Genomic DNA, 25,375 nt, shown 5'->3' with positions numbered 1-25,375 from the left:
TTCGGCGACTCTCAAACCCGTTCCTGCCCCTCTAGCCCACTCAAAAAAAACCCCGCCAAACAGGGCGGGGTCGAGGTACGAGCGTGGCGTGCTCGAAAGTTGTCGCGAGTTGCCGCTAAGTCTTACAGCAGCATGGTGCGGATATCTGTCAGCACATCACCGAGGCGCTTGGTAAAGCGCGCGGCAGCAGCGCCGTTGATTACCCGGTGGTCGTAGGACAGCGACAGCGGCAGCATCAGCTTGGGCTGGAAGGCCTTGCCGTCCCAGACCGGCTGGATGGTGGCCTTGCTCACGCCGAGAATCGCCACTTCCGGCGCGTTGACGATCGGCGTGAAGCCGGTGCCGCCAATATGGCCGAGGCTGGAGATGGTGAAGCAGGCGCCCTGCATGTCATCGGCGGCAAGCTTCTTGGTGCGGGCTTTTTCCGCCAGTGCGGCCGCCTCAGCCGCAAGCTGCAGCAGGCTCTTCTGGTCGACGTTCTTGATTACCGGGACCAGCAGACCATCCGGGGTGTCCACGGCGAAGCCGATGTTCACGTATTTCTTGCGGATGATCGCCTTGCCGCTCGGCGCCAGCGAGCTGTTGAAGTCCGGCAGTTCCTTGAGCAGGAAGGCGCAGGCCTTGAGCAACAGTGGCAGCACGGTGAGCTTGACCCCAGCTTTCTCGGCCACGCCTTTCTGCGCGACGCGGAAGGCTTCCAACTCGGTGATGTCGGCCGAGTCGAACTGGGTCACGTGCGGCACATTGAGCCAGCTGCGATGCAGGTTGGCGGCGCCGACCTGCATCAGGCGGGTCATGGCCACTTCTTCGATTTCGCCGAAACGGCTGAAATCCACCACCGGGATCGGCGGAATGCCCGCACCTGCGGTGGCGCCAGCGGGCGCCTCCTTGGCCTTCTGCATTATCGCCTTGACGTGAACCTGTACGTCTTCCTTGAGAATCCGGCCTTTCGGGCCGCTGCCGGGTACGGCAGACAGTTCCACGCCAAAGTCGCGGGCCAGCTGGCGCACGGCCGGGCCGGCATGCACCTTGTTGCCGCTGGCGACTGCAGGCGCGGCCGCAGCACTGGCGGCGGCGGCCGACAGCTTGGCGATGGCGTTGACTTCGGCGACTACCGCCGGGTCGGCCCCAGCGGGGGTTTTATGCACCTCCGCCGATTGCGCTGCCGTTGGCGCTGGCGCAGCAGGAGCTGCGGCTCCAGCCACTTTCAGCTTGAGGATCAGGTCGCCGGTGCCGACGTCGGCGTCCAGCTTGACCTCGACACTTTCCACCACGCCGGCAACCGGCGAGGGGATTTCCATGCTGGCCTTGTCCGATTCCAGGGTGATCAGCGACTGGTCGGCTTCGACCGTGTCGCCGGCCTTGACCAGGATTTCGATGACCTTGGCCTTGCCGGCCGAGCCGATGTCCGGGACATGGATGTCCTGCACGGACGACTCTGCCGCCGCTGCTGGTGCCTCCGCTGCTGGTGCTGCCGCAGCAGGCGCCGCAGCAGGCGCCGGAGCGGCTGCGGCAGGTGCGGGTGCTGCAGCAGCAGGAGCCGCTGCAGCGTCGCTGGCGCCTTCGACTTCCAGCTCGAGCAACTCGTCGCCTTCTTTCAGGCGGTCGCCCAGTTTGACTTTCAGGCTCTTGATTACCCCTGCTTTCGGTGCCGGGATTTCCATGCTGGCCTTGTCCGACTCGAGGGTCAGCAGGCTCTGCTCGGCTTCGATGCGATCGCCGACCTTGACGAACAGCTCGATGACTTCGCCTTCACCACTGCCGATGTCGGGTACGCGGATTAGTTCGCTCACAGTGCGTCTCCTTAGAGAACCTATTCAATAACTACTGCGCTTGCTCATGCTGCGTTGAAAACAGGCTCGAACTGCTCATTTACAGTTCGTAAACTCCGCGTTCTCGCCTGTTTTCGCCTTGCCTGAGCTACGCTCGCGACGTTCTTGAACAGATTCTTAACAGTCCAGTGGGTTGAGTTTTTCCGGGTTGATGCCGAACTTGGCGATGGCCTCGGCCACCACTTTAGGTTCGATATCACCACGGTCGGCGAGGGCTTCGAGGGCGGCCAGGACCACCCAGTTGCGATCCACTTCGAAGAAGTGACGCAGCTTCTTGCGGCTGTCACTGCGCCCGAAGCCGTCGGTACCCAGTACCTTGTATTCCTTGCTGGGAACCCACTGGCGAATCTGGTCGGCGAACAGCTTCATGTAGTCGGTGCTGGCGATGACCGGGCCTTGGCGGCCGGTCAGGCACTGCTCGACATACGACAGCTTGGGCTTCTGCTCGGGATGCAGGCGGTTGTTGCGTTCCACGGCCAGGCCGTCGCGACGCAGTTCGTTGAAGCTGGTGACGCTCCACACATCGGCGCCGACGTTGAACTGCTCGCGGAGGATCTTCGCCGCCTCGCGCACTTCGCGCAGGATGGTACCGGAGCCGAGCAGCTGCACGTGATGGGCGGCTTCCTTCTTGTCCTCTTCGAGCAGGTACATGCCCTTGACGATGCCGGCCTCGACACCTTTAGGCATGGCCGGCTGCTGATACGCCTCGTTCATCACGGTGATGTAGTAGAAGACGTTCTGCTGCTCTTCGATCATCTGCCGCGTGCCTTCGCGGATGATCACCGCCAGCTCGTAGCCGTAGGTCGGGTCGAACGTGCGGCAGTTGGGAATGGTCGAGGCCATGATGTGGCTGTGACCGTCTTCGTGCTGCAGGCCTTCGCCGTTGAGCGTGGTGCGCCCGGCGGTGCCGCCGATCAGGAAGCCACGGGTGCGGCTATCGCCGGCAGCCCAGGCCAGATCGCCAATGCGCTGGAAGCCGAACATCGAATAGAAGATGTAGAACGGCAGCATTGGCTGGTTGTGGCAGCTGTAGCTGGTGCCCGCGGCGATGAAGGAGCTCATGGCGCCGGCTTCGTTGATGCCTTCCTCGAGGATCTGACCTTTCTTGTCCTCGCGGTAGAACATCACCTGATCCTTGTCCACCGGCTCATACAGCTGGCCGACCGAGGAGTAGATGCCGAGCTGGCGGAACATGCCTTCCATGCCGAAGGTACGCGCCTCGTCCGGAATGATCGGCACGATGCGCTGGCCGAGTTCCTTGTCCTTGAGCAACTGGGCGAGTACCCGCACAAAGGCCATGGTGGTGGAGATTTCACGGTCGCCGGAGCCGTCGAGGATGGCCTTGAGGGTATCCAGTGGCGGGGTCGGGATGCTGAAACTGTTGGTGCGGCGCTGCGGTACGAAACCACCGAGGGCGGCGCGCCGCTCGTGCAGGTACTTGTATTCGGCGCTGCCGGGTTTCGGCTTGAAGAACGGCAGGTTCTCCAGCTGGTCGTCCTGGACCGGGATGTCGAAGCGGTCGCGGAACTGCTTGAGGCTGGCGACGTCGACTTTCTTGGTGTTGTGCGCGGTGTTCTTCGCTTCGCCCGCGCCGGTGCCATAACCCTTGATGGTCTTGGCCAGGATCACGGTCGGCTGTGCTTTGTGGTGGACCGCGTCATGGTAGGCCGCATAGACCTTGTACGGGTCGTGGCCGCCACGGTTGAGCTTCCAGATCTCGTCGTCGGAGAGGTCTTTGACCATCTCTTTCAGCTCGGGGCTGTTGAAGAAGTGCTCACGAACGAAGGCGCCGTCTTTGGCCTTGTAGTTCTGGTACTCGCCGTCGATCACTTCGTCCATCCGGCGTTGCAGGATGCCGTCGGTGTCCTTGGCCAGCAGTGGATCCCAGAAGCGACCCCAGACCACCTTGTTGACGTTCCACTGGGCGCCACGGAACACGCCTTCGAGTTCCTGAATGATCTTGCCGTTGCCGCGCACCGGGCCGTCGAGGCGCTGCAGGTTGCAGTTGATGACGAAGATCAGGTTGTCGAGTTTCTCGCGGCCGGCCAGGGAAATGGCGCCGAGGGATTCCGGCTCGTCGCACTCGCCGTCGCCGAGGAAGCACCAGACTTTCTGCTTGCCGGCCGGGATATAGCCACGGTCTTCCAGGTACTTCATGAAGCGTGCCTGGTAGATCGCCTGGATCGGGCCCAGACCCATAGATACAGTCGGGAACTGCCAGAAATCCGGCATCAGCCAGGGGTGCGGATAGGATGACAGGCCCTTGCCATCGACTTCCTGGCGGAAATTGTCGAGCTGCTCTTCGCTGATCCGGCCTTCCATGAAGGCGCGAGCGTAGACGCCCGGCGAGGCATGGCCCTGGAAGAAGATCAGGTCGCCGCCGTGCTCGTCGGTCGGGGCCTGGAAGAAGTAGTTGAAACCGATGTCATACAGGGTCGCGGACGAGGCGAAACTGGAGATGTGGCCGCCCAGATCCGGATCTTTCAGGTTGGTGCGCATCACCATGGCCAGGGCGTTCCAGCGTACCAGCGAGCGAATGCGGCGTTCCATGAACAGGTCGCCAGGCATGCGTGCTTCGTGGGTTACCGGGATGGTGTTGCGGTACGGCGTAGTGATCGCATAGGGCAACTGGGAACCACTGCGGGTGGCCAGTTCGCCCAAGCGGGTCATCAGGTAATGCGCGCGGTCTTCGCCTTCCTTGTCAAGAACAGACTCAAGGGCGTCCAGCCATTCCTGGGTTTCGACGGGATCGAGGTCTTGCATGGGTTGCTCCAGGGCGGAAAGGCTTCCAGAATCGGAGGCCAGGATTCGTGACCGGCTTTGTGGGCGGGCACGTGAATTCTTGGATGCACCGGGGATAGGACCGGCTCTGTGTAGTTTTACTACATTTCGACGCCGATTTCAGCCCTTTGGATACAATCTTTCGTAGCAAAACTACAATTTATTTGTCTGTTTGTTGCGCGCGCCGCGTCAAGCAAGAGGGTTTCCGGCTTTGCGCGTGTCACTTGCAGTCCGCCAAAAAGGATAGACCATGAGCCTGCCCGCGTTGGCTTCTTTACCAGCCACTCTTGCTCCCCTTGCCCTGCGTGCCGAACAGTCCTTGCAGACGGCCTTCGCCGAGTGCTGCGCTGCTGCCGTGGCCGATTTTGCCGCCTGGCCGAGTGCGCGTCGCGAGGTGCTCCGGCGCGTGGCGGCGGCCAGCGACTTCGTCGTCGAGCAAGCCCAGCGCGACCCGCAGATGCTCCTGGGGTTGGCCGCCTCCGGCGAGTTGGAGCGCTCGCTGCAGGCCGGTGAATTGCGTGGGCAACTGGCGGCCGCGTTGCTCGATTGCGCCGATGAAGACGAGCTGGGCCGGTGCCTGCGGCGTTTTCGCAATCGCCAGCAGGTGCGCATCATCTGGCGCGATATCAGTCGCCAGGCCGACCTGATCGAAACCTGTCGCGACCTTTCGGAACTGGCCGACGCCTGCATCGATCTGGCCTATCACTGGCTCTATCCTCGGCATTGCACGCAGTTCGGCACGCCCATCGGTCGGCGTAGTGGTCAGGCGCAGCACATGGTGGTGCTCGGCATGGGCAAGCTGGGCGCCTTTGAACTGAACCTGTCTTCGGACATCGACCTGATCTTTGGCTACCCGGAGGGCGGCGAAACCGAAGGGGTCAAGCGCCCGCTGGACAACCAGGAATTCTTCATTCGCCTCGGTCAGCGCCTGATCAAGGCGCTGGACGTGATCACCGTCGACGGCTTCGTCTTCCGCACCGACATGCGCCTGCGCCCTTATGGCTCCTCGGGTTCGCTGGTGTTCAGCTTCAACGCGCTGGAACAGTACTACCAGGATCAGGGCCGCGACTGGGAGCGCTACGCCATGATCAAGGCGCGGGTGGTCGGCGGCGATCAGGTCGCCGGAGCGCAGTTGCTGGAGATGTTGCGGCCATTCGTCTATCGGCGTTACCTGGACTTTTCCGCGATCGAAGCGCTGCGCACCATGAAGCAGCTGATCCAGCAGGAAGTGCGGCGCAAGGGCATGGCCGAGAACATCAAACTCGGTGCCGGCGGCATCCGCGAGGTGGAGTTTATCGCCCAGGCCTTTCAGCTGATTCACGGCGGCCGCGACTTGAGCCTGCAGCTGCGGCCGCTGCTGCAGGTGCTCGGCACGCTTGAAGGGCAGGGCTATCTGCCGGCCGCGGCAGTCGACGAATTACGTCAGGGCTACGAGTTCCTGCGTTACACCGAACATGCCTTGCAGGCGATCGGCGATCGGCAGACGCAGATGCTTCCCGATAACGACCAGGATCGCGCGCGCGTGGCCTTTATGCTCGGCTTCGATGACTGGCAGGCGTTTCACCAGCAACTGATGCACTGGCGTGGTCGGGTCGACTGGCATTTCCGCCAGGTGATCGCCGACCCGGATGAAGATGCCGAAACCGCCGATGATGAGGTGGTCGGTGGTGAGTGGCTGCCGCTGTGGAACGATGTTCAGGACGAGGCGGCGGCCTGCCGGCAACTGGCCGAAGCGGGGTTCGCCGAGGCGCAGTCCGCATGGCGGCGCCTTGCTGACTTGCGCAGCGGTAATCAGGTGCGGGCCATGCAGCGTCTCGGTCGTGAGCGCCTGGATGCCTTCATGCCGCGGCTGCTGGCGCAGGCGGTGGAGCACGACAGCCCCGATCTGGTTCTGGAACGGGTGCTGCCGCTGATCGAGGCGGTGGCGCGGCGCTCGGCCTATCTGGTGCTGCTGACGGAAAACCCCGGTGCCTTGCAGCGCCTGCTGACCCTGTGCGCCGCCAGCCCCTGGATCGCTGAACAGATCACCCGCTTTCCTTTATTGCTCGACGAGTTACTCAACGAGGGGCGCTTGTTCAAGCCGCCGCTGGCGCCAGAGCTGGCCGCCGAGTTGCGTGAGCGGCTGATGCGCATCCCCGAGGATGATCTCGAGCAGCAGATGGAGGCGCTGCGCCACTTCAAACTGGCGCACCGCTTGCGCGTGGCCGCGTCGGAAATCTCCGGCAGCCTGCCGTTGATGAAGGTCAGCGACTACCTGACCTGGCTGGCCGAGGCGATCCTTGAGCAAGTGCTGGCCCTGGCCTGGCGGCAGACCACCAGTAAATATGGGGTGCCGCCGCGTGCCGATGGCAGCCCGTGCGACCCGGACTTCATCATTGTCGGTTACGGCAAGGTCGGCGGGATCGAGCTGGGCCATGGCTCGGACCTGGATCTGGTGTTTATCCACGATGGCGATTCCCAGGGCGAGACCAATGGCGTCAAGCCGATCGACGGCGCGCAGTTTTTCAATCGCCTGGGGCAGCGCATCATCCATCTGCTGACCACCCAGACCAACTCCGGCCAGCTCTATGAAGTCGACATGCGCCTGCGCCCCTCGGGGGCGGCGGGTCTGTTGGTCAGCTCGCTGGGCGCCTTCCAGCGTTATCAGGAAAACGAAGCCTGGACCTGGGAGCACCAGGCCCTGGTGCGCGCCCGCGTGCTGGTCGGTTGCCCGCGGGTCGGCAAGGCATTCGAGGCGGTGCGCGCGGCGGTGCTCGGTCGTGAGCGTGACCTCGACCTGTTGCGCACCGAGGTCAGCGAGATGCGCGCGAAGATGCGCGACAACCTCGGCACCCGGGCTACGGCTGCCGGGACCGCGGCGAATGCCTTCGAGGCCTCGATCTGGTTCGACCTCAAGCAGGATGCCGGTGGTATCGTCGATATTGAATTTATGGTGCAATACGCGGCCTTGGCTTGGTCGCGACAATATCCCGAGCTGTTGGCGTTCACCGATAACATCCGCATTCTGGAAGGTCTGGAGCGCATTGGCTTACTGACCGCTGAAAATGCCCGTCTGCTGCAAGAGGCCTACAAGGTCTACCGCGCGGCGGCCCATCGCCAGGCATTGCAAAAGCAGCCAGGGGTGGTGCGTGGCGACCAGTTTCAGGAGCAAAGACGCAGCGTGCTGCGCATCTGGCGGGAGCTGGGGTTGAGCTGAAATTTTCCGAGGCTGGGCGCGTGTGGCGGCCAGATCCGTGTGTGGCAAACGAATTTTAGGAGCAGGCTACTATGTCGATGGCCGATCGTGATGGCGTGATTTGGTATGACGGCAAACTGGTGCCGTGGCGTGACGCGACTACTCATGTGCTGACCCACACCCTGCATTACGGCATGGGCGTATTCGAGGGCGTGCGCGCCTACGACACCCCGGACGGCGCGGCAATCTTCCGCCTGCAGGCGCACACCGATCGCCTGTTCGATTCGGCGCACATCATGAATATGCAGATCCCGTTCAGCAAAGACGAGATCAGCGAGGCGACGCGCGCCGCCGTGCGCGAGAACAACCTGGAAAGCGCCTATATCCGCCCGATGGTGTTCTACGGGTCGGAAGGCATGGGCCTGCGTGCCAGCGGCCTGAAGGTGCATGTGATAGTCGCCGCCTGGAGTTGGGGCGCCTACATGGGCGACGAAGCCCTGCAGGTCGGGATCAAGGTGCGCACCAGCTCCTTTACCCGCCACCACGTCAACATCTCGATGACTCGGGCCAAGGCCAACGGCAACTACATCAACTCGATGCTGGCCCTGCAGGAAGCCATCTCCGGCGGCGCCGACGAGGCCATGCTGCTGGATACCGAAGGCTATGTGGCCGAAGGCTCGGGCGAGAACATCTTCCTGGTCAGAAATGGCGTGGTCTACACCCCGGAAGTAACTTCCTGCCTCAACGGCATCACCCGCAACACCATTCTGACCCTGGCCGACGAGCTGGGCATCCAGGTGATCGAGAAGCGCATCACCCGCGACGAGGTGTACATCGCCGACGAGGCCTTCTTCACCGGCACCGCCGCCGAAGTCACGCCGATCCGTGAAGTCGATGACCGGCAGATCGGCGCCGGCCGCCGTGGCCCGGTGACCGAGAAACTGCAAAAAGCCTATTTCGACCTGGTGGCCGGCAAGACCAGCAACCATGCCGAATGGCGCACGCTGGTTAAATAAGCAGCAAGCCGCAAGTAGCAAGCTGCAAGCGCTCCGGCTGCTTTAGCTTGCGCCTTGTAGCTTGCGGCTCGAGGCTGCCCTATGAATATTCTGATTGTCGGCCCCAGCTGGGTCGGTGACATGGTGATGGCGCAGACGCTGTTCCAGTGCCTGCAACAGCGTCATCCTGGTTGCGCGATCGACGTGCTGGCGCCCGAGTGGAGCCGGCCGATTCTCGAGCGCATGCCCGAAGTGCGTCAGGCCCTGAGCTTCCCGCTCGGCCATGGCGTGTTGCAACTGGCGACCCGACGCAAGATCGGCAAATCCCTGGCGGGTCAGTACGATCAGGCGATTCTGCTGCCCAATTCGCTGAAGTCAGCGCTGGTGCCGTTCTTTGCCGGTATCGGCAAGCGCACCGGCTGGAAAGGCGAGATGCGCTATGGCCTGCTCAACGATGTGCGCGTCCTGGATAAACAACGCTACCCGCTGATGATCGAGCGCTTTATGGCGCTCGCCTTTGAACCTGGCGATGAACTGCCCAAGCCTTATCCGCGGCCGTCCCTGCACATCGACGAAGGCAGTCGTGCGGCGGCGCTGGCCAAGTTCGGCCTGAGCCTGGACCGGCCGGTGCTAGCGCTCTGCCCCGGGGCCGAGTTCGGCGAAGCCAAGCGCTGGCCGAGCGAGCATTACGCCCAGGTCGCCGAGGCGAAGATCCGTACCGGCTGGCAGGTCTGGCTGTTCGGCTCGAAGAACGATCACCCGGTGGGTGAAGAAATCCGCCTGCGGCTGATTCCCGGGCTGCGCGAAGAAGCGGTGAATCTGGCCGGCGAGACCAGCCTGGCCGAAGCCATCGACCTGCTGTCCTGTGCTGGTGCCGTGGTCTCCAACGACTCGGGCTTGATGCATGTGGCCGCCGCGCTCAATCGTCCACTGGTGGCGGTCTACGGCTCCACTTCGCCGCAGTTCACCCCGCCGCTGGCCGAGCAGGTGGAGATCGTCCGGCTGGGCATCGAATGCAGTCCCTGCTTCGACCGCACCTGCCGCTTCGGTCACTACAACTGTCTGCGCGAGTTGCCAGCGCGGCCGGTGCTGCAGGCGCTGGATCGCCTGGTGGCCGATCCGATCGAGCCGGTTGAGGTGTAGGTCGTGCTCACTGTAAATGACGCGCCGCGCCGCTGTCCCGGAAAGCGCAAGACTAGGAATGAGGAGAGAAGTTTGGTTGCTCCAAATGAACGACGAATGACGCCGGATTGCGCTTTCCGGGGCGCGGCCCTATGGGTTGGTGCTGTGAGTGTGCCATGCGTTGTTGCGGGACTTGCCGAGGGAATGACCATCGCCTGTGTCCCGCGCCTAGCCTGGCGCACTCACAGCGCCAACGCGGCATGTCATTTACAGTGAGCACGACCTCTGTGCGGGTTCTGTTGATCAAGACGTCCTCGCTCGGCGATGTCATCCATACCTTGCCGGCACTCACCGACGCGGCGCGAGCGATACCCGGTATCCAGTTCGACTGGGTGGTGGAAGAGGGCTTCGCCGAGATTCCCGTTTGGCACCCCGCGGTGGCCCAGGTGATCCCCGTGGCGATCCGTCGCTGGCGCAAGCACCTCTGGCAGACCCTGAAAAGCGGCGAGTGGCGCCGCTTCAAGGCGCGTCTGGGCGAAACCCGTTACGACCTGGTGATCGATGCTCAGGGCTTGCTGAAAAGTGCCTGGCTGAGCCGTTACGTCAAGGCGCCGGTGGCGGGCTTGGCGCCGGACTCCGCACGCGAGCCGCTGGCCAGCCGCTTCTATGACCGCCGTTACAGCGTGCCGCGCGAGCAGCACGCGCTGGAGCGGGTGCGTCAGTTGTTCGCCCAGGCGCTGGGCTATCCGCTGCCAGCGGGTATTGGCGACTATGGGCTGAATCGCGCAAGCATGGCCGGTGCGGTGGAGCAGCCGTATCTGCTGTTCCTGCACGGCACCACCTGGCCGAGCAAGCATTGGCCAGAAGCCTGCTGGCGCGAACTGGCCGAACGCATGAGCGCGCTCGGCTGGGTGGTGCGTCTGCCGTGGGGCAATGAGGTCGAGAAGGCGCGCGCCGAGCGCATCGTCGCCGGCCTGGAGAATGCCGCGTTGCTGCCAAAATTGAATCTGGCCGGCGTGGCCAAGGTCATCGCCGGTGCCAGCGCTTGCGTGGCGGTCGACACCGGGCTCGGTCACCTGGCCGCGGCCCTGGATGTGCCGACCCTCTCGCTCTACGGGCCGACCTTGCCGGGGCGGGTGGGTGCCTATGGCCGTTCCCAGATACACCTGTGCGCCACGGGCCCGGGTGCCGGTTCGGGCGACCGCAACACGCCCTGTTTCGAGACGCTGTTGCCGGAGCGGGTGGTCAGCGAGTTGCAGGCGTTGTTGCTGGCTGAGGAAGCCGTCTGATGCAGGTGCCAAACATTTTTCCCGGGTTGCATCCGGGCTACGCGATTGAAGGGCACGCCTGATGCAATTGGCTTTTATCCTCTACAAATATTTTCCCTTTGGCGGCTTGCAGCGCGACTTCCTGCGCATTGCCCTGGAGTGCCAGCAGCGCGGCCATGCGATTCGCGTGTATACGCCGATCTGGGAAGGCGAAGTGCCTGATGGTTTCGAGGTGGTGGTGGTGCCGGTCAAGGCGCTGTTCAACCATAAACGCAACGAGAAGCTCACGGCCTGGGTCGAGACTGACCTGGCCAGGCGCCCGGTAGACCGGGTGATCGGCTTCAACAAGATGCCGGGGTTGGATGTGTATTACGCTGCCGACGGTTGTTTCGAGGACAAGGCGCAAACCCTGCGCAACCCGATTTACCGCATGTGGGGCCGTTACAAGCATTTCGCCGACTACGAGCGGGCGGTGTTCGCGCCGGAATCTGCGACCTCGATCCTGATGATCTCCGAGGTGCAGCAGCCATTGTTCATCAAGCATTACCACACCCCGCTGCAGCGTTTTCACCTGCTGCCGCCGGGCATCGCCCAAGACCGCCGCGCGCCGGCCAATGCCGCCGAGATTCGCGCCGAGTTCCGCCGCGAATTCGGCTTGGCGGATGACGAGCTGTTGCTGGTGCAGATCGGTTCCGGGTTCAAGACCAAGGGTCTGGATCGTAGCCTGAAAGCCGTCGCCGCCCTGCCGCGCGAGCTGCGCCAGCGCACCCGGTTGATCGTCATCGGCCAGGACGACCCCACGGCGTTCCTCCTGCAGATCAAGACCCTGGGGATTTCCGAGCAGGTGCAGATCCTCAAGGGCCGCAGCGATATCCCGCGTTTCCTACTCGGCGCCGACCTGCTGATCCATCCGGCCTACAACGAAAACACCGGCACCGTGCTGCTCGAAGCGCTGGTCGCCGGTCTGCCGGTACTGGTGACCGATGTCTGCGGTTACGCCCATTACATTTGCGACGCGGATGCCGGGCGGGTGCTGCCGAGCCCCTTCGCGCAGGAGCGGCTCAATCACACCCTAGCCGACATGCTGGCCGACGATCAGCGCCGTGCATTCTGGGGGCGTAACGGTCTGGCCTATGCAGACTGTGCCGACCTCTATTCCATGCCGCAGAAGGCTGCCGATGTGATCCTGGCGGAGCGCCCATGAAGTTGCTGCTCAGCGAACCGTTCAAGACGTTGTGGGCCGGTAAGGACGCCTTTGCCGAAGTGGAGGCCTTGCAGGGCCAGGTTTACCGCGAGCTAGAGGGCCGCCGCACCCTGCGCACTGAAGTGGCCGGGCGTGGCTATTTCGTCAAGATCCATCGCGGCATCGGCTGGCGCGAGATCGCCAAGAACCTGCTCACCGCCAAGCTGCCGGTACTCGGCGCGGGGCAGGAGTTGCGGGCGATTCAGCGCTTGCATGAAGCCGGCGTGGCGACCATGACCGCGGTGGCCTATGGTGAGCGCGGCAGCAACCCGGCACGGCAGCATTCCTTTATCGTCACCGAGGAGCTGGCGCCGACCGTCAGCCTGGAAGACTTCAGCCTCGACTGGCCGCAGAGCCCACCCGCGCCCGCGCTCAAGCGCGCGCTGATCGCCGAAGTGGCGAAGATGGCCGGCAGCATGCACCGCGCCGGAGTCAATCATCGGGACTGCTATATCTGCCACTTCCTGCTGCACACCGACCAGCCGGTTACCGCGAGCGATTTCCGCCTGTCACTGATCGACCTGCACCGCGCGCAGATCCACGCCAGTTTGCCGCTACGCTGGCGTAACAAGGACCTGGCCGGGCTGTACTTCTCGGCCCTGAATATCGGCCTGACCCGGCGCGACAAACTGCGCTTTCTCAAGGGCTATTTTGCTGCCGTGCAGGGCCAGCAACTCCAGAATCCGCTGTCGCTGCGGCAGATTCTGCGCGATGAGGCGCGGCTGTTGGCCTGGCTGCAGCGCAAGGCGGACCAGTTACTGGCCCGCTATGCGCGCAAATACGCACCAGGTGCCGGTCATGAGTAAGTGGCGGCTGAGCGAAGAGGCGTCGCCGCGAGTGGCGGCTGCCTTTGCCGATCTGGAGACGGTATTCGCCCTGCAAGGCGAGCGCATCACGCGCGACCCGCTGTCCGAGGTGCTTCGCGTCGAGTGCGAGGGCGTGCGCTACTACGTCAAACGCTATCACGGTGCCGGCAAGGGTTTGCGCCGCTTTATCGGGCGGCCGCGGGTCAAGGCCGAATGGCAGAACCTCAAGTATTTTGCCAAGTGGGGCATCGCCACGGCCCCCATCGTCGCCTACGGGCTGGAGCGCAAGGCGGGCGCTTTCGTGCGTGGCGCGCTGATTACCCGCGAGCTGGTCGACACCGAGGACATGGCGCAGTTGGCGCAACGCGATGCGGCCTGTCTGCGCGATCGTACCTGGGTAGCGCAGGTCAGCCAGCAGTTGGCCGCCGCGACCCGTGCCCTGCATGACCATCACTTCACCCATAACGACCTGAAATGGCGCAACGTGCTGGTCAACAATCAGTCCGAGCTGTTTCTCATCGATTGCCCGACGGGTGCCTTCTGGTGGGGGCCGTTGTTGCGTTATCGCATCGTCAAGGACCTGGCCTGCCTGGACAAGGTGGCCAAATACACGTTATCGCGCACCCAGCGCCTGCGTTTTTATCTGCAATACCGCGGTCGACAGCGCCTGAATGCGGCAGACAAGCGCCGTGTGCGGCAGATCGTGGGCTATTTCGAGGGCCGCGAATGAAGGATTTTATCGCTGAGCAGGATCGTGAACTGCTCGAGCGCCACGGCCTGGCCAATTATGACGCGCTCTGGGCGCTCAAGCTGGAGGCGGTGGACGAACCGAATACCGAGCGCGGCGGCTGGAGCAGTGTCTATCGCCTGGACCTGAGCGAGGCTGCGTTCTATCTCAAGCGCCAGAGCAATCACCTGACCCGCCGACTGACCTGTCCGCAGGGGGAGCCGACTTTTACCCGTGAGTTTCGCAATATCCAGCGCTACCAGCAGCTGGGTATTCCGGCATTGCAGGCGGCGTTTTTCGCCGAACGCCGGGTCGCGGGTGAGCGCCGGGCGATTCTGCTGACCCGCGCCCTGGATGGCTGGCAGGATCTGGAGGCGCTACTGGACAGCTGGCAGGAGCGCGCCGAGGGCGAGCGCACGAGCATTCTGCGCAGTTGCGGCGTACTGGCGCGGCGTCTGCATGACGCCGGGCAGATGCATGGCTGCTTCTACCCCAAGCATATTTTCCTCAAGCAAAACGCCGACGCATTCAGTGCGCAATTGATCGACCTGGAAAAGACCCGACCGCTGCTGTTCGGCGAGCGTGACCGGATCAAGGATCTGGAGCCGCTGCTGCGCCGCGCCAGTCTCTGGAGCGAGAGCGAAGTGCGCCAGTTGCTGGCCGCCTATCTGGGGGCGGACGCTGATGTCGAACACTGGTGGCAACGCCTCGGTAGCCGCCGGCGTAACAAGGAGGCACGCCGTTGACCCTTGCTGAATTGAGTCGGAGTGGACGCAGCCCGCAGTTGCCGCTGAATATCGAGCTGGCGGATGCTGCCGGCCCGGCCACCCTGGGGTTGCAACAACTGCTACGCGTGCTGCCTGGGCAGCGTTATGTCGGCGTGGCCGAATGGCGTGGGCGCAAGGTACTGGCCAAGCTGCTGGTGGGCGACAAGGCGGCGCGCGCCTTCCGCCGTGAGCTGGATGGCGCCCGCCTGTTCGCCGGGCAGGGCTTGCCTACGCCGCTGCTGTTGGCCGATGGTCTACGTGAAGGCGAGGGCGGCTGGCTGTTGTTCGAGTACCTCGATAATGCGCAAAGCCTGGGGGATGCCTGGCGCGCGGTCGAAGGGCAGCCACTGCTGTCCGCTGGCCAGCAAGCCGTACTTGGCGAGGCCCTGGAACTGATTGCCCGGTTGCACGGCCAGGGGCTCTGGCAGGCTGACCTGCACCTGGATAACCTGCTGCGGCATGCCGGCCGCCTGTTCGTGATCGATGGCGGCGGCGTGCGTGGCGAATCACCCGGCCAGCCGTTGTCGCGCAACAAGGTGCTGGAAAATCTCGGGATATTCTTCGGCCAGTTACCGGCCAGCCTGGATGCCTATATCGAAGAGCTGCTGGTGCATTACCTGCTGGTCAATGGCGAACATGCCCTGCCGGTGGAGGCATTGCTCAAGGAGGTTGGCAAGGTTCGCCGCTGGCGCCTGCGCGACTACCTGCGCAAGACCGGCCGCGATTGCAGCCTGTTCAGCGCGCGCCGCGGTGCATCGGTCCTGCGGGTGGTGCGGCGTCAGGATGAAAGCAGATTGGCGCCATTGCTGGCCGATCCGGATGCGGCCATCGCTGGCGGGCAGTCGCTCAAGCTGGGTGGCACGTCGACGGTGGCGCTGGTCGAGCAGGCTGGCCGCCAGCTGGTGGTCAAGCGCTACAACATCAAGGGCTTCGCTCACTGGCTCAAGCGTTTCTGGCGGCCCAGCCGCGCCTGGCACAGTTGGTGCGAAGGCAATCGCCTGGATTTTCTCGGCATCGCCACGCCCAAGCCTCTGGCTCTGCTGGAGTTGCGTACCCTGTGGCTGCGGCGGCGAGCCTATCTGATTACCGAATACGCGGCCGGTGAGGATATAATCGCGCGCTTCAAACCCTGCCTGGACGCGTCGGGCGCCGCCACTTCGCCGCCCGAGGCCGAACTCCAGGCACTGGATCTGCTGTTCGCGGCCCTGCTGCGCGAGCGCATTAGCCATGGCGATTTCAAGGGCAGCAATCTGCTCTGGCAGAACGGTCGCTGGACTCTGATCGATCTGGATGCCATGCAGCAACACCAGAGCACGCAGCGTTTCGCCCGGGCCTATGCTCGTGACCGCGCTCGCTTTCTGCGCAACTGGCCGGCCGACTCAAGGCTGTTCCAGCTGCTTGACGAACGTTTACCGCAGGTGCCCGGCACCTGCCCTGAATAGAGGTTTCACCTGTGGCACTGACGATTCTTGGCCTGTCCGGCGCTCTCAGTCACGATCCTTCCGCCGCCCTGTATATCGACGGCAAGTTGATCGCGGCCGCCGAAGAAGAGCGCTTCGTGCGCGACAAACACGCGAAGAACCGCATGCCCTATGAGTCGGCCAAGTTCTGCCTGGAGCAGGCCGGCATCAAACCGAGCGACGTCGATGTGGTGGCGATTCCCTTCGCCCCGATCAGTCTGTTCGGCGAAGCCCGCTGGAAGTACGCCAAGCGCTACTGGTACGCCCCGGACCGGGCGCTCGACGCCATCCTGATGGGTAATCGCCGCTACAAGCGCTACCGCAACAAGATCGTCTGGTGCCTGGAGCAACTCGGCTTCGACCCGAAGAAGATCAAGATCGAGCCGGTCGAGCATCACCTGGCCCACGCCTCCAGTGCCTATCACTGCTCCGGGTTCAAGGAAAAGACCGCGATCCTCGGCATCGACGGCAAGGGCGAGTACGCCACCACCTTCTTCGGCTACGGCGAGAACGGCAAGATCCACAAGATCAAGGAGTTCTTCGATCCGGATTCGCTCGGTGGCCTGTACGGCGCGATCACCGAGTTCCTCGGTTTCGAGATGCTCGATGGCGAGTTCAAGGTCATGGGCATGGCGCCCTACGGCGACGCCAGCAAGTACGACTTCTCCCGGTTGGCCAAGTTCGAGAACGGTGAGCTGATCATTAACACCGAGTACGCCAACGTCATCGGCCTGCGCCGTTATAAAGAGAAGGGCAAGGGCTTCTACTTCTCGCCCAAGCTGATCGAGTGGCTGGGGCCCAAGCGCGAAGGCGACATTGCCGACGATCCCTACATCCACTATGCCGCCAGCATGCAGGCGCTGTTCGAGAAGCTGGCGCTGCAGATGATGGATTACTACCTGGGTGACATCCTCAAGGAAACCGGCAAGCTCGCCTTCGCCGGCGGCTGCGCGCTGAACGTCAAGCTCAACCAGAAGATCATCGCCCGCGACGAGGTCAAGGAGCTGTTCGTTCAGCCCGCTTCCGGCGATGCCGGCACTGCGGTCGGCGCCGCCGCCTACATCTCGCACAAGCGCGGCGTCCCGGTGGAGAAGATGGAGCACGTCTACCTCGGCCCGTCCTTCTCCAACGAAGATGTCATCGCCGCTTGCGCCAGGCACCCGAGCAAGCCTGTGTTCAAGCGGATCGACAACATGCCGCAGCGCATCGCCGAGATCATGGTCGCCGGCAACCCGGTGGCCTGGTTCCAGGGGCGCATGGAGTTCGGCCCGCGCGCCCTTGGCGGCCGTTCGATCGTCGGCTGTCCGAGCATCCCAGGGGTGGCCAATCGGATCAACGAGCAGATCAAGTTCCGCGAGCGCTGGCGGCCCTTCTGCCCGTCGATGCTCGATACGGTCGGTGCGCAGATGCTCAAGGTTGATCACCCGTCGCCGTTCATGACCTTCACCTTCGAGGTCAACGACGAGTGGAAGACCCGTGTCAGCGAAGTGGTGCACGAAGACGGCACCTCGCGCGCCCAGGTGCTCAAGCGCGAATACAACCCGCGTTATTACGACATGATGCTCGAACTGGAAAAACTCACCGGCAATGGCGTGTCGCTGAACACCTCGCTCAATCGCCGCGGCGAGCCGATGATCTGCTCGCCGACCGATGCGCTGAACATGTTCTATGGCTCGGACCTGCCGTACCTGATCATGGAAGATATTCTGGTGGTGAAGGACGGCATGGATTGGCATGAAAATGTTGGCTAAGCCGCTGCTTAGCGTCGTCATTCCTACGTACAACTACGCCGCGGTTCTGCCGCGTGCGGTCGAGTCCGTGCTGACGCAGCTGGCTGAGGCATCTGCCGAGCTGCTTGTTGTCGACGATGGCTCGACGGACGACACCCGGCAGGCGCTCGATGGGCTGCTGGCGGCTCATCCCGGACGCTTCCGCATCGTTCACAAGAGCAACGGCGGCGCCGCCTCGGCGCGCAATGTCGGTCTCCGTGAGACGACAGGCGACTACCTGTTGTTTCTCGATGCCGATGATGAGTTGGTCGCCGGTGCTCTGGCTGCACTGAGCGAGCATCTGCTTGCGCAACCGCAGGCGCGCCTGGTGATCGGCGGCCATTTCAGTATCTCGCCTGATGGGCAGCGCCGGCAACATGTGCCTGCCGCCTTGCCCGAGCAGCCGTTGCAACGATTGAGGGCGTACCTGCTGGGCAAGCGCCTAGCCCTTTCCAATGGTGCCTGTGCGATGCACCGCGAAGTGTTCACGCGCGGTGACTATCCAGAGGCTTTCCGCAGTGCCGAGGATATCCCGGTGTTTGCCCAGGCCTTGGCCAATTACCCCTGTACCCTGCTGGCGCAGCCGCTGGCGCTGATCCACAAGCACGACGACAGCCTGCGCCACCAGTTCAGCCACGCCAAGGCCGGCGGCCTGGCGTTGGTCGATGAAGTGTTCGCCTCGCAGCGGCTGGACGTGCGCTTCCAAGTGCTCAAACCCGAGTTCTATGTACAGCGCAGTTTGTCATTGTTCCGCAGCGCCTACCTGGCCGGCGATGTAGCCGCTGCCAAGGAATATTTCCGCGCCGCACTCAAGCAAGATCCGTGCGTGTTGTTGAAGGGGACCTATGTGCGCAAGGCCTTGCGCCTGTGGTTGGGGCTGAGAGCATGAGCGGCAAGATCAAGGTTTTGCAGTTGCAGAACCGCTACAACGTCAATGCCTCCGATTTGGCCGAGCAGGTCATCCAAGGGTTGCCCGCCGAACGTTTTGAGGTAACCACGGCCTTCCTGCGCGGCCAGCCCGGGCCGGGGGAGCCGGAGAGTGGGGCGGCACGCTCGATCTATTTCGGCTTCAGCCAGTCGGACTTGAAGGGCCTGCGCCTGCTGGCGTTGTGGCGCCTGTTCCGACTGTGCCGCGAGCAGCGCTACGACGTGGTGATCGCCCATCGCTTCAAACCGATGAATATGCTGATGCTGCTCAATCGCTGGCTGCGCATTCCGGCCTGTATCGGTGTGCAGCACGGCATCGGTGATTTCGATCGTGGCTACCGGCGCTGGGAAGCACGTCGGCTGTTGACCGCGAATTGGCGGGTGGTCGGCGTGTCGCGGGCGGTGCGCGATTACCTGGTAGGTTGCGGTGCTGGTTTTAATGCCAGCAATACCGTGCAGATCAACAATGCCATCGATATCGACCGCGCTGAGCGCTTGCAACATCCACGCGAACAGGCGCGCAGCCTACTGGGTCTGGCGCAGGAACCCTTCATCTTTGGCGCCATTGGCCGGCTGGTGCCGGTGAAGGGGCATATCCATCTGATTGAGGCCTTCGCCCAGGTGCAGTCCGTTTACCCGCAGGCTCAGTTGGCAATTATCGGCGAAGGGCGCACGCGCGCCGAACTCGAAACCGCGATCACCCGCTTTGGCCTGGAAGGTAAAGCGCACCTGCTGGGTGCCCGTGAGGACGCCCTGCAGTACGTACGCGCCTTCGATGCCTTCGTCATGCCGTCTCTGAGCGAAGGGCTGCCGCTGGCCTTGCTCGAGGGCATGAGCGGCCATTTACCGGTGATTGGGTCGGATATCGATAGTTTGCGGCCGATACTCGAGGATTGCGGCGGACGTATTTTCCCGGTCGGCGATGCCGCGGCCTTGACCGCGCAGTTGGGCGCGGTGCTGGACCTGGATGCCGAGCAACGAGGGGCAGAGGGTGAGCGGGCCTACTGCTACCTGCGTGGCGCGCATGCCATCGAGGATTTCCGCCTGCAGTACCTGCAGATGGTCGAACAGTCACTAGCCGTGGAACGAGCAGCCTTATGAGTGATATTCAGGACGCCGAGCTGCCGCTGGTGACGGTGATCATTCCGTCCTACAACCACGGCAAATACGTTGAGCAAAGTATTGCCAGCGTGTTGCAGCAGTCCTACCCGCGGGTGGAGTTGCTGGTAGTCGATGACGGTTCGCAGGATGACAGTGTCGAGCGCATTCAGCGTCTGCAGGCGATACACGGCTTCGATTTTCGGGTGCAGGCCAATCAGGGCCTGTCGCGCACGTTGAATGGCGCCATCGCCCGAGCTTCCGGCAGCCTGATCGCCCCCTTCGGTTCCGATGACGTAATGTGCCGCGAGCGTCTGGCTGTACAGGTCGCGCATCTGCGTGACAAGCCGGAAGTGGGTATCTGTGGCGGCAATATCGAGAAAATCGACGAGACCGGTCGGCCATTATCCAAGCAGCGTATGAAGCCGGCCCGGCGCCTGAGCTTCGACGATATCTTCCTCGGGCGCCAGCCCGGTGCTCCAGCGCCCACCATGCTGTTTCGCCGAGACGCGCTGGAGGCCGTGGGTGGCTTCGATCCGGAGATCAGGCTGGAAGACTTGCTGATCAAGCTGAAGATCACGCGGGCGGGCTATGTCATCGATGTGCTGGATACGGTATTGGCCCAATACCGTATGCATGGGCATAACACCTATAAGAACTATCGATTCATGATCGATAACGTGTTGAAGACCTACGCGCAATTCAGCGACGAACCTGCCTATCCCGAGGTTTGCGCGCGATTCATCAATTCGATGCTGCTCAAATGCGCCCGCAAGGATAAAGCGCTGGCCCGTGAATTATTCGAGCAGTTGCCGTGGCGTTTCTGGAACCGCAAGACGTTGCGTGCCCTGGGGCGATTTCTCTTGCCGGCTGCCAAGCGGGCGAGCTGAGTCCGATTTCAGGTCGTTGTGCCCGGCGCCTCCAGCGTGCGCATGACCCTGGCCGGTATGCCGCCAGCGATGACGTTTGCGGGGATGTCGCTGTTTACTATCGAGCCATTGGCGATCACGCTGTTGTCGCCGATGGATACGCCTTTAAGCACGGTGACGTCCGCGCCGACAAACACATTCGAGCCGATGCTGACGGCCTGGCTCTCGTGCTGCCCCGAGCTGCGCAAGCTGGGTTCGAGGCAGTGGAAGTCGGAGTCGTAGGCCGAGAAATTGTGACCGATCAGGGTGTTGTCACCAATGCTGATGCTGCTGCGCTCGGCAATCAGTACAGCGTTGTTGTTGATATGGCTGTGCGCGCCGATCACGATCTTCGCTGTGGCTTCCCGTGCCTCGATGTGGGCGTACCCGTTGAGGAAGAAGGGCGAGGGCCATACACCGATAGTGGATCTGCCGATGCGAATTTCGCCTCGCCCGGAGAACAATGCCGGTTGTTTCAGGCGGCCTTGCATGAGGCGTGGCGGGTTTTCCGAAAGCAGCCGATAAACCAGCTTACGACTGCCTTGCAGCATCTGTAACAGATAACGCTTGAGTCCTGTGCGCCAACCGTACTTGCGTAGAGTCTTCATATCGACGAGTGGGCTGCTAACGGCTTAGAGGGTTGCATGGTTGATCGCCTGAGCAACTTCGTGTGCTTGTTCGAGTGTCATGCTGGGGTCCATCGGCAGGCTCAGGACCTCATTGTGCAGGCGCTCGGTGATCGGCAATTGCAGGTGGCCGAGTTCCCGGTAGGCGTCTTGCCGGTGCGGGGCGATGGGGTAATGAATCAGAGTCTGGATGCCGGCCAGGGCCAGTTGTTGTTGCAGTTGTTCACGGTGTTTGCTGAGCACCACAAACAGGTGCCACACATGTTGTTGCTCTTCCTCCCAGGCAGGAAGCGTCACGGCGGGATGCTTGATTAGATCCAGGTAGCAGCGAGCGATCCGGCGGCGTTGCTCGGTCTGCCGATCCAGGTGCAGTAACTTCACCCGCAACATGGCTGCCTGTATTTCGTCCAGGCGGCTGTTTACCCCTTGAAACAGGTTTCGGTATTTCTCATGGGAGCCATAGTTGCGCAGTGCGCGCAAGGTCTCGGCAAGCGCATCATCGGATGTGGTGATGGCCCCGGCATCGCCCAGGGCTCCCAAATTCTTGCCGGGATAGAAGCTGAAACCGGCCGCATCCCCCCAGCTTCCAGCCTTGCGCCCAGCCAAACTGGCGCCATGCCCCTGTGCCGCATCTTCAAGCACCAGGAGTTGATGTTCACCGGCAAGGGTCAGGAGTTCCGGCATCGGTGCAAGACGTCCATACAGGTGAACCGGCATGATGACTTTGGTACGAGGAGTGATCGCCGCAGCGACGGCGTTGTGGGACAAGTTGAAGCTGCCTTCGTCGGGTTCCACGAGCACTGGTTTCAAGTGGTTTTCGGTGATGGCCAGTAGCGTAGCGATATAGGTGTTCGCCGGAACTATGACCTCATCGCCTTCTTTGAGTCGACCTAGCTCCTGCCAGGCCCGAAGAGTCAGGGTGAGCGCGTCGAGACCATTGGCTACGCCAATACAGTGGGTTGTCGAGCAGTAGGCGGCGAACTCTTGTTCGAATGCGGCGAGTTCATTACCGGCGATATACCAGCCCGAGTCGATGACTCGGGCGCAGGCATCCAGTAGCTCTGCACGTAGTTCGGCATTGACGCTTTTAAGGTTTAGGAAGGGAATCATCTTGGTCCAGGAAGCGCACGATGCGCGCAGGGTTGCCGATTACAACTGCGAATGCAGGGACATCTGTCGTGACTACGGCGCCAGCACCCACCATGGCGTATTCGCCGATGACCACCCCGGGCAACAAGGTGGCATTGGCCCCGACAGAGGCACCGCGCTTTATCCGGGGGCCACTGAAATGTGCTGGATACGCTTTGGAACGGGGGGTTTTGTCATTGGTAAAGGTCGCATTGGGGCCAATGAAAGCACCGTCCTCGATTACCGTTCCATCCCAGAGATAAACGCCGGATTTGATCGTGACATTATCGCCGATCACCACTTCGTTTTCGATGAAGGTGTGCGCACAGATGTTGCAATTTTGACCTATCCGGGCGTTGGCCAATATGACCGAGTACTGCCAAATTCGTGTCCCCGCACCGATGCTTGAGCTTTGCACGTCAGATAGTTCATGAATCTTGGGCATTTGCCGCCTCTTTTCTGAACTGCTCGTAGTCACGGATATAGTCTGACTCGTCGTAGTGCTCACTGGCGATGACCATCAGCACGCAATCGCTGGAAAAATCGAACATTTCGTGCCAGACCATAGGCTCAATGAGTAGCCCTTGCGCGGGTGAGGCCAGGTTCAACGTTTGCCGGTTTAGCCCGTCATCCAGGAGGAAGCTGCAGCTGCCACTTATGCACACCGCAACCTGTTCAAGGTTGCGGTGTGCATGGAAACCCCGGTGAAAGTTATTACTCAGGTGGTAGAGGTAATAGACCCGGCGAATTTCAAATGGAATTTCTTTCCCGCCCTCCAGTGCCACCAATGCCCCGCGGGTGTCTGCAAACTCATGAAAATCGATCAGTTTGATTAGGCTCATGCTGTTACCTGGATGTTTCAAGGGTGGCGGAGTGGGAAGCGTTTATTTCGTGCATCAATCCTTGGGCGGCGAGCTCTCCGGCACTACTGGCATATCCGCGAATCAAGGCAGCCAGGTGAGCGCTGGCAAGCCATTGGGTGTCTTCAGGGTAGCGAAGCATATGGCGGACATTGCGTTTGCGTTTCCAGCGGGGGAGTGGCTGGCCGCTGATCTGCATGTCGGATAAATCAATCAGGCCGAAGCGCGTATCGGGCAGATACAGCACATTACCTAGGTGCAGTGAGCGGAAGTACACGCCCAACTGGTGCAAGTGTCCGAGAAATGCACCAAAGCATTGAACCTCGGTCTCCCGGGCCTCGTCTGTCAGGGTTCTCCAGCGGTCGCGCAGGGTTTCTCCCGGCAGAGGGCGGTAGCGGACGCCATTCAATTTCCGCTCGGGAATCAGCAGCAGCTCTTCAATGTCCGGGGACGCTATGCCGAGTTGCTGCAAACGCTTGGCATTATTGGCGAAGCGGCGCGCGGGGAGCGACCAAAGTGCCGACGACAGCAGGCGCTTGCGACGATACAGCTTGAGGAAGTCGCCGCCCTTCAGGCAGGCTACCTTGAGGCCGAGGCCATCTTCCTCGATCGTCTTGGCGCCGCACAGCAGGGTATCGAGTTCCGTTTCGCTGAGGATTCTCATGGTTTGCTCTGCAGGCGCTGGCTAATGGACAACCCAGCGACCAGTGAAAGGGGAATCCAGATCAGGAACCAGTTCTCGTTGGGTCTGGAGAAGAAATTACTGCCTTCGGTCAGGCCTGCCGACAGGCCGTAGACGACCAGGGCGGACGCCAGTTGAAACTTGCCTTGGTGCCGCTGCTGCAGGCAACGCAGCAAGACCAGGCCATACATCAACAGCCAAAGGCTCAGGCCTACCAGGCCGAGCTCAAGCAGGACGGCCAGTTCGACATTGTGCGGATCGCTCAATGTCCTGCCGAGCCCCTCGATGTTGAATGTGAACTGGCTGTCGAATCCGCGGCCAATCCATAGGTGTTCGCTGGCCTGACGTATGGCTTCGCTCCAGAGTTGCGGACGGAAGGACAGGCCGCGTTGCAGCAGTAGCTCGGGCATCAGGGCAATGCTGGTGCCGGCGGCCAATACCAGTGCCGCGGCTAGGTAGAGTGCCCGGCGGCCAGTCATCAGGAGCATCCACAGGCTGGTCAGGACAAGAGCCAGTAGCGGTGTACGCGAGCCGGTGGCCAGCAGCGCCGCGAGCAGGGGCAGTGCGAGCAGGATCGGTAACCAGTCATGCCGTTCACTGCGGGTCAGCCAGGCGGCGATCCAGTATGTGCAGAAAAAGCCCAGCACATGGGAGGTGAGCAGCGGGTTACGCAGCGCCCCTGTCCCTACCAGGCGTGCCCCGGCGGACGGGCCGGTAAAGTAGATGTACAGATTGATCAGGGCCGCCAGGGCGGCGAGCAGGGCGCCGATGCGCAGGGTCTTGAGCAGCAGTTGCTCGTCCTTGCAGGCGATCAGTGCGCAGGCCGCGAGCATCATGAACACATACACAGGGCGTTTGGCTAGCCCGGCCAGGCCGTCATCGGCCTGCGTCCAGGAGAGGCTGAATAGCAACCAGGCGGAAAAGGCCAGGAAGACCAGCAGCATGGGCTCACGGAGGATTGGCCGGAGGTTATGGGGTGCAACGATCAGGGCGAACAAGGTGGGTGCGGCAATCAAACCGTAGTAAAGCTTGGTGAACAGACTGCCATTGGCCGCCCAGAACAGGCCGGTCAGGAGCACCAGATAGCCCAGCACCAGCCAGTGGCGAACGATGAAGTTTTCCATGAACAATAACGTGGGGTTTGTCAGCGTTTGCGATGTCTGCACTGGACCTGGCCGATGGCTGTTAAGGGTTGAGCATC

The 25,375-nt window shown here is 62.2% G+C and carries 21 protein-coding genes; 13 read left to right on the top strand and 8 right to left on the bottom strand.

Annotation, left to right across the window (positions count from 1 at the left end; all coding sequences use genetic code 11):
- Positions 1–122 precede the first annotated feature (122 nt).
- Both aceF and aceE read right to left on the bottom strand, forming a co-directional pair.
- A complete protein-coding gene (aceF, locus tag VCJ09_RS21085; protein WP_324731990.1) occupies positions 123–1,793 on the bottom strand; it encodes a dihydrolipoyllysine-residue acetyltransferase in 1,671 nt (556 codons plus the stop codon).
- Positions 1,794–1,949: 156 nt separating this feature from the next.
- A complete protein-coding gene (gene aceE, locus VCJ09_RS21080) occupies positions 1,950–4,595 on the bottom strand; it encodes a pyruvate dehydrogenase (acetyl-transferring), homodimeric type (protein WP_324731989.1) in 2,646 nt (881 codons plus the stop codon).
- A gap of 268 nt (positions 4,596–4,863) precedes the next feature.
- On the opposite strand from aceE, the gene glnE reads away from it, so the two are divergent.
- The 13 genes from glnE to VCJ09_RS21015 all read left to right on the top strand — a co-directional run bounded on the left by glnE (position 4,864) and on the right by VCJ09_RS21015 (position 20,860).
- On the top strand, positions 4,864–7,809 hold the full coding sequence (glnE, locus tag VCJ09_RS21075) for a bifunctional [glutamate--ammonia ligase]-adenylyl-L-tyrosine phosphorylase/[glutamate--ammonia-ligase] adenylyltransferase (RefSeq protein WP_324731988.1): 2,946 nt from the start codon (positions 4,864–4,866) through the stop codon (positions 7,807–7,809).
- 71 nt (positions 7,810–7,880) lie between these two features.
- On the top strand, positions 7,881–8,804 hold the full coding sequence (locus VCJ09_RS21070; RefSeq protein ID WP_324731987.1) for a branched-chain amino acid transaminase: 924 nt from the start codon (positions 7,881–7,883) through the stop codon (positions 8,802–8,804).
- An 81-nt stretch (positions 8,805–8,885) separates the two neighbouring features.
- Positions 8,886–9,926 (top strand): lipopolysaccharide heptosyltransferase II, encoded by a 1,041-nt coding sequence (gene waaF / locus VCJ09_RS21065; RefSeq protein ID WP_324731986.1) that lies wholly within the window; start codon positions 8,886–8,888, stop codon positions 9,924–9,926.
- Between the two features lie 266 nt (positions 9,927–10,192).
- Positions 10,193–11,194 carry a lipopolysaccharide heptosyltransferase I gene (waaC, locus tag VCJ09_RS21060; RefSeq protein WP_324734706.1) on the top strand — a complete coding sequence of 334 codons (1,002 nt, stop codon included), beginning with the start codon at positions 10,193–10,195 and terminating at the stop codon, positions 11,192–11,194.
- 61 nt (positions 11,195–11,255) lie between these two features.
- Positions 11,256–12,377, top strand: a complete 1,122-nt coding sequence (locus VCJ09_RS21055; protein ID WP_324731985.1) for a glycosyltransferase family 4 protein — start codon at positions 11,256–11,258, stop codon at positions 12,375–12,377.
- Positions 12,374–13,222, top strand: a complete 849-nt coding sequence (rfaP, locus tag VCJ09_RS21050) for a lipopolysaccharide core heptose(I) kinase RfaP (protein ID WP_324731984.1) — start codon at positions 12,374–12,376, stop codon at positions 13,220–13,222. The genes VCJ09_RS21055 and rfaP overlap by 4 nt, the downstream gene beginning before the upstream one ends.
- Positions 13,215–13,952, top strand: a complete 738-nt coding sequence (locus VCJ09_RS21045) for a lipopolysaccharide kinase InaA family protein (RefSeq protein ID WP_324731983.1) — start codon at positions 13,215–13,217, stop codon at positions 13,950–13,952. The genes rfaP and VCJ09_RS21045 overlap by 8 nt, the downstream gene beginning before the upstream one ends.
- Positions 13,949–14,695, top strand: a complete 747-nt coding sequence (locus VCJ09_RS21040; RefSeq protein WP_324731982.1) for a lipopolysaccharide kinase InaA family protein — start codon at positions 13,949–13,951, stop codon at positions 14,693–14,695. The genes VCJ09_RS21045 and VCJ09_RS21040 overlap by 4 nt, the downstream gene beginning before the upstream one ends.
- On the top strand, positions 14,692–16,158 hold the full coding sequence (locus VCJ09_RS21035; RefSeq protein ID WP_324731981.1) for a lipopolysaccharide kinase InaA family protein: 1,467 nt from the start codon (positions 14,692–14,694) through the stop codon (positions 16,156–16,158). The genes VCJ09_RS21040 and VCJ09_RS21035 overlap by 4 nt, the downstream gene beginning before the upstream one ends.
- Positions 16,159–16,169: 11 nt before the next feature.
- Positions 16,170–17,927 (top strand): carbamoyltransferase family protein, encoded by a 1,758-nt coding sequence (locus VCJ09_RS21030; RefSeq protein WP_324731980.1) that lies wholly within the window; start codon positions 16,170–16,172, stop codon positions 17,925–17,927.
- Positions 17,911–18,834, top strand: a complete 924-nt coding sequence (locus VCJ09_RS21025; RefSeq protein WP_324731979.1) for a glycosyltransferase family 2 protein — start codon at positions 17,911–17,913, stop codon at positions 18,832–18,834. The genes VCJ09_RS21030 and VCJ09_RS21025 overlap by 17 nt, the downstream gene beginning before the upstream one ends.
- Positions 18,831–19,973, top strand: coding sequence for a glycosyltransferase (locus VCJ09_RS21020; RefSeq protein ID WP_324731978.1), 1,143 nt, complete (start codon positions 18,831–18,833; stop codon positions 19,971–19,973). The genes VCJ09_RS21025 and VCJ09_RS21020 overlap by 4 nt, the downstream gene beginning before the upstream one ends.
- Positions 19,970–20,860 (top strand): glycosyltransferase, encoded by an 891-nt coding sequence (locus VCJ09_RS21015; protein WP_324731977.1) that lies wholly within the window; start codon positions 19,970–19,972, stop codon positions 20,858–20,860. Before VCJ09_RS21020 ends, VCJ09_RS21015 begins: the two co-directional genes overlap by 4 nt.
- Positions 20,861–20,868: 8 nt before the next feature.
- Here VCJ09_RS21015 and VCJ09_RS21010 read toward each other — a convergent pair whose 3' ends face one another.
- Genes VCJ09_RS21010 through VCJ09_RS20985 form a run of 6 tightly spaced genes read right to left on the bottom strand, consistent with a single transcriptional unit; the run spans position 20,869 to position 25,298 of the window.
- Positions 20,869–21,486, bottom strand: a complete 618-nt coding sequence (locus VCJ09_RS21010) for an acyltransferase (RefSeq protein WP_324731976.1) — start codon at positions 21,484–21,486, stop codon at positions 20,869–20,871.
- A 24-nt stretch (positions 21,487–21,510) separates the two neighbouring features.
- Positions 21,511–22,614, bottom strand: coding sequence for a DegT/DnrJ/EryC1/StrS family aminotransferase (locus VCJ09_RS21005; RefSeq protein ID WP_324731975.1), 1,104 nt, complete (start codon positions 22,612–22,614; stop codon positions 21,511–21,513).
- The gene (locus VCJ09_RS21000; protein WP_324731974.1) at positions 22,592–23,077 is read right to left on the bottom strand and encodes an acyltransferase; all 486 of its coding nucleotides are present in this window, start codon (positions 23,075–23,077) and stop codon (positions 22,592–22,594) included. The genes VCJ09_RS21005 and VCJ09_RS21000 overlap by 23 nt, the downstream gene beginning before the upstream one ends.
- Entirely contained in the window at positions 23,061–23,474 is a 414-nt protein-coding gene (locus VCJ09_RS20995) for a sugar 3,4-ketoisomerase (protein WP_324731973.1), read from the bottom strand. The genes VCJ09_RS21000 and VCJ09_RS20995 overlap by 17 nt, the downstream gene beginning before the upstream one ends.
- Before the next feature lie 4 nt (positions 23,475–23,478).
- Positions 23,479–24,156 carry a lipopolysaccharide kinase InaA family protein gene (locus tag VCJ09_RS20990; protein ID WP_324731972.1) on the bottom strand — a complete coding sequence of 226 codons (678 nt, stop codon included), beginning with the start codon at positions 24,154–24,156 and terminating at the stop codon, positions 23,479–23,481.
- Positions 24,153–25,298 carry an O-antigen ligase family protein gene (locus tag VCJ09_RS20985; protein ID WP_324731971.1) on the bottom strand — a complete coding sequence of 382 codons (1,146 nt, stop codon included), beginning with the start codon at positions 25,296–25,298 and terminating at the stop codon, positions 24,153–24,155. Before VCJ09_RS20985 ends, VCJ09_RS20990 begins: the two co-directional genes overlap by 4 nt.
- Between the last annotated feature and the right edge of the window lie 77 nt (positions 25,299–25,375).

The sequence above is a fragment of the Pseudomonas paeninsulae genome, assembly GCF_035621475.1.
GTDB classification, from domain to species: Bacteria; Pseudomonadota; Gammaproteobacteria; order Pseudomonadales; family Pseudomonadaceae; genus Aquipseudomonas; species Aquipseudomonas paeninsulae.
This window is presented reverse-complemented; position numbering and strand designations above follow the sequence as displayed.

Bases quoted from the DNA above. Each gene is read 5' to 3' on its own strand.
- VCJ09_RS20995 (WP_324731973.1), bottom strand. From the start codon at position 23,474: ATGAGCCTAATCAAACTGATCGATTTTCATGAGTTTGCAGACACCCGC.
- VCJ09_RS21045 (WP_324731983.1), top strand. From the start codon at position 13,215: ATGAGTAAGTGGCGGCTGAGCGAAGAGGCGTCGCCGCGAGTGGCGGCT.
- VCJ09_RS21020 (WP_324731978.1), top strand. From the start codon at position 18,831: ATGAGCGGCAAGATCAAGGTTTTGCAGTTGCAGAACCGCTACAACGTC.
- VCJ09_RS21070 (WP_324731987.1), top strand. From the start codon at position 7,881: ATGTCGATGGCCGATCGTGATGGCGTGATTTGGTATGACGGCAAACTG.
- rfaP (WP_324731984.1), top strand. From the start codon at position 12,374: ATGAAGTTGCTGCTCAGCGAACCGTTCAAGACGTTGTGGGCCGGTAAG.
- VCJ09_RS20990 (WP_324731972.1), bottom strand. From the start codon at position 24,156: ATGAGAATCCTCAGCGAAACGGAACTCGATACCCTGCTGTGCGGCGCC.
- aceE (WP_324731989.1), bottom strand. From the start codon at position 4,595: ATGCAAGACCTCGATCCCGTCGAAACCCAGGAATGGCTGGACGCCCTT.
- VCJ09_RS21025 (WP_324731979.1), top strand. From the start codon at position 17,911: ATGAAAATGTTGGCTAAGCCGCTGCTTAGCGTCGTCATTCCTACGTAC.
- VCJ09_RS21055 (WP_324731985.1), top strand. From the start codon at position 11,256: ATGCAATTGGCTTTTATCCTCTACAAATATTTTCCCTTTGGCGGCTTG.
- VCJ09_RS21015 (WP_324731977.1), top strand. From the start codon at position 19,970: ATGAGTGATATTCAGGACGCCGAGCTGCCGCTGGTGACGGTGATCATT.
- glnE (WP_324731988.1), top strand. From the start codon at position 4,864: ATGAGCCTGCCCGCGTTGGCTTCTTTACCAGCCACTCTTGCTCCCCTT.
- VCJ09_RS20985 (WP_324731971.1), bottom strand. From the start codon at position 25,298: ATGGAAAACTTCATCGTTCGCCACTGGCTGGTGCTGGGCTATCTGGTG.
- VCJ09_RS21005 (WP_324731975.1), bottom strand. From the start codon at position 22,614: ATGATTCCCTTCCTAAACCTTAAAAGCGTCAATGCCGAACTACGTGCA.
- VCJ09_RS21000 (WP_324731974.1), bottom strand. From the start codon at position 23,077: ATGCCCAAGATTCATGAACTATCTGACGTGCAAAGCTCAAGCATCGGT.
- VCJ09_RS21010 (WP_324731976.1), bottom strand. From the start codon at position 21,486: ATGAAGACTCTACGCAAGTACGGTTGGCGCACAGGACTCAAGCGTTAT.
- VCJ09_RS21040 (WP_324731982.1), top strand. From the start codon at position 13,949: ATGAAGGATTTTATCGCTGAGCAGGATCGTGAACTGCTCGAGCGCCAC.
- waaF (WP_324731986.1), top strand. From the start codon at position 8,886: ATGAATATTCTGATTGTCGGCCCCAGCTGGGTCGGTGACATGGTGATG.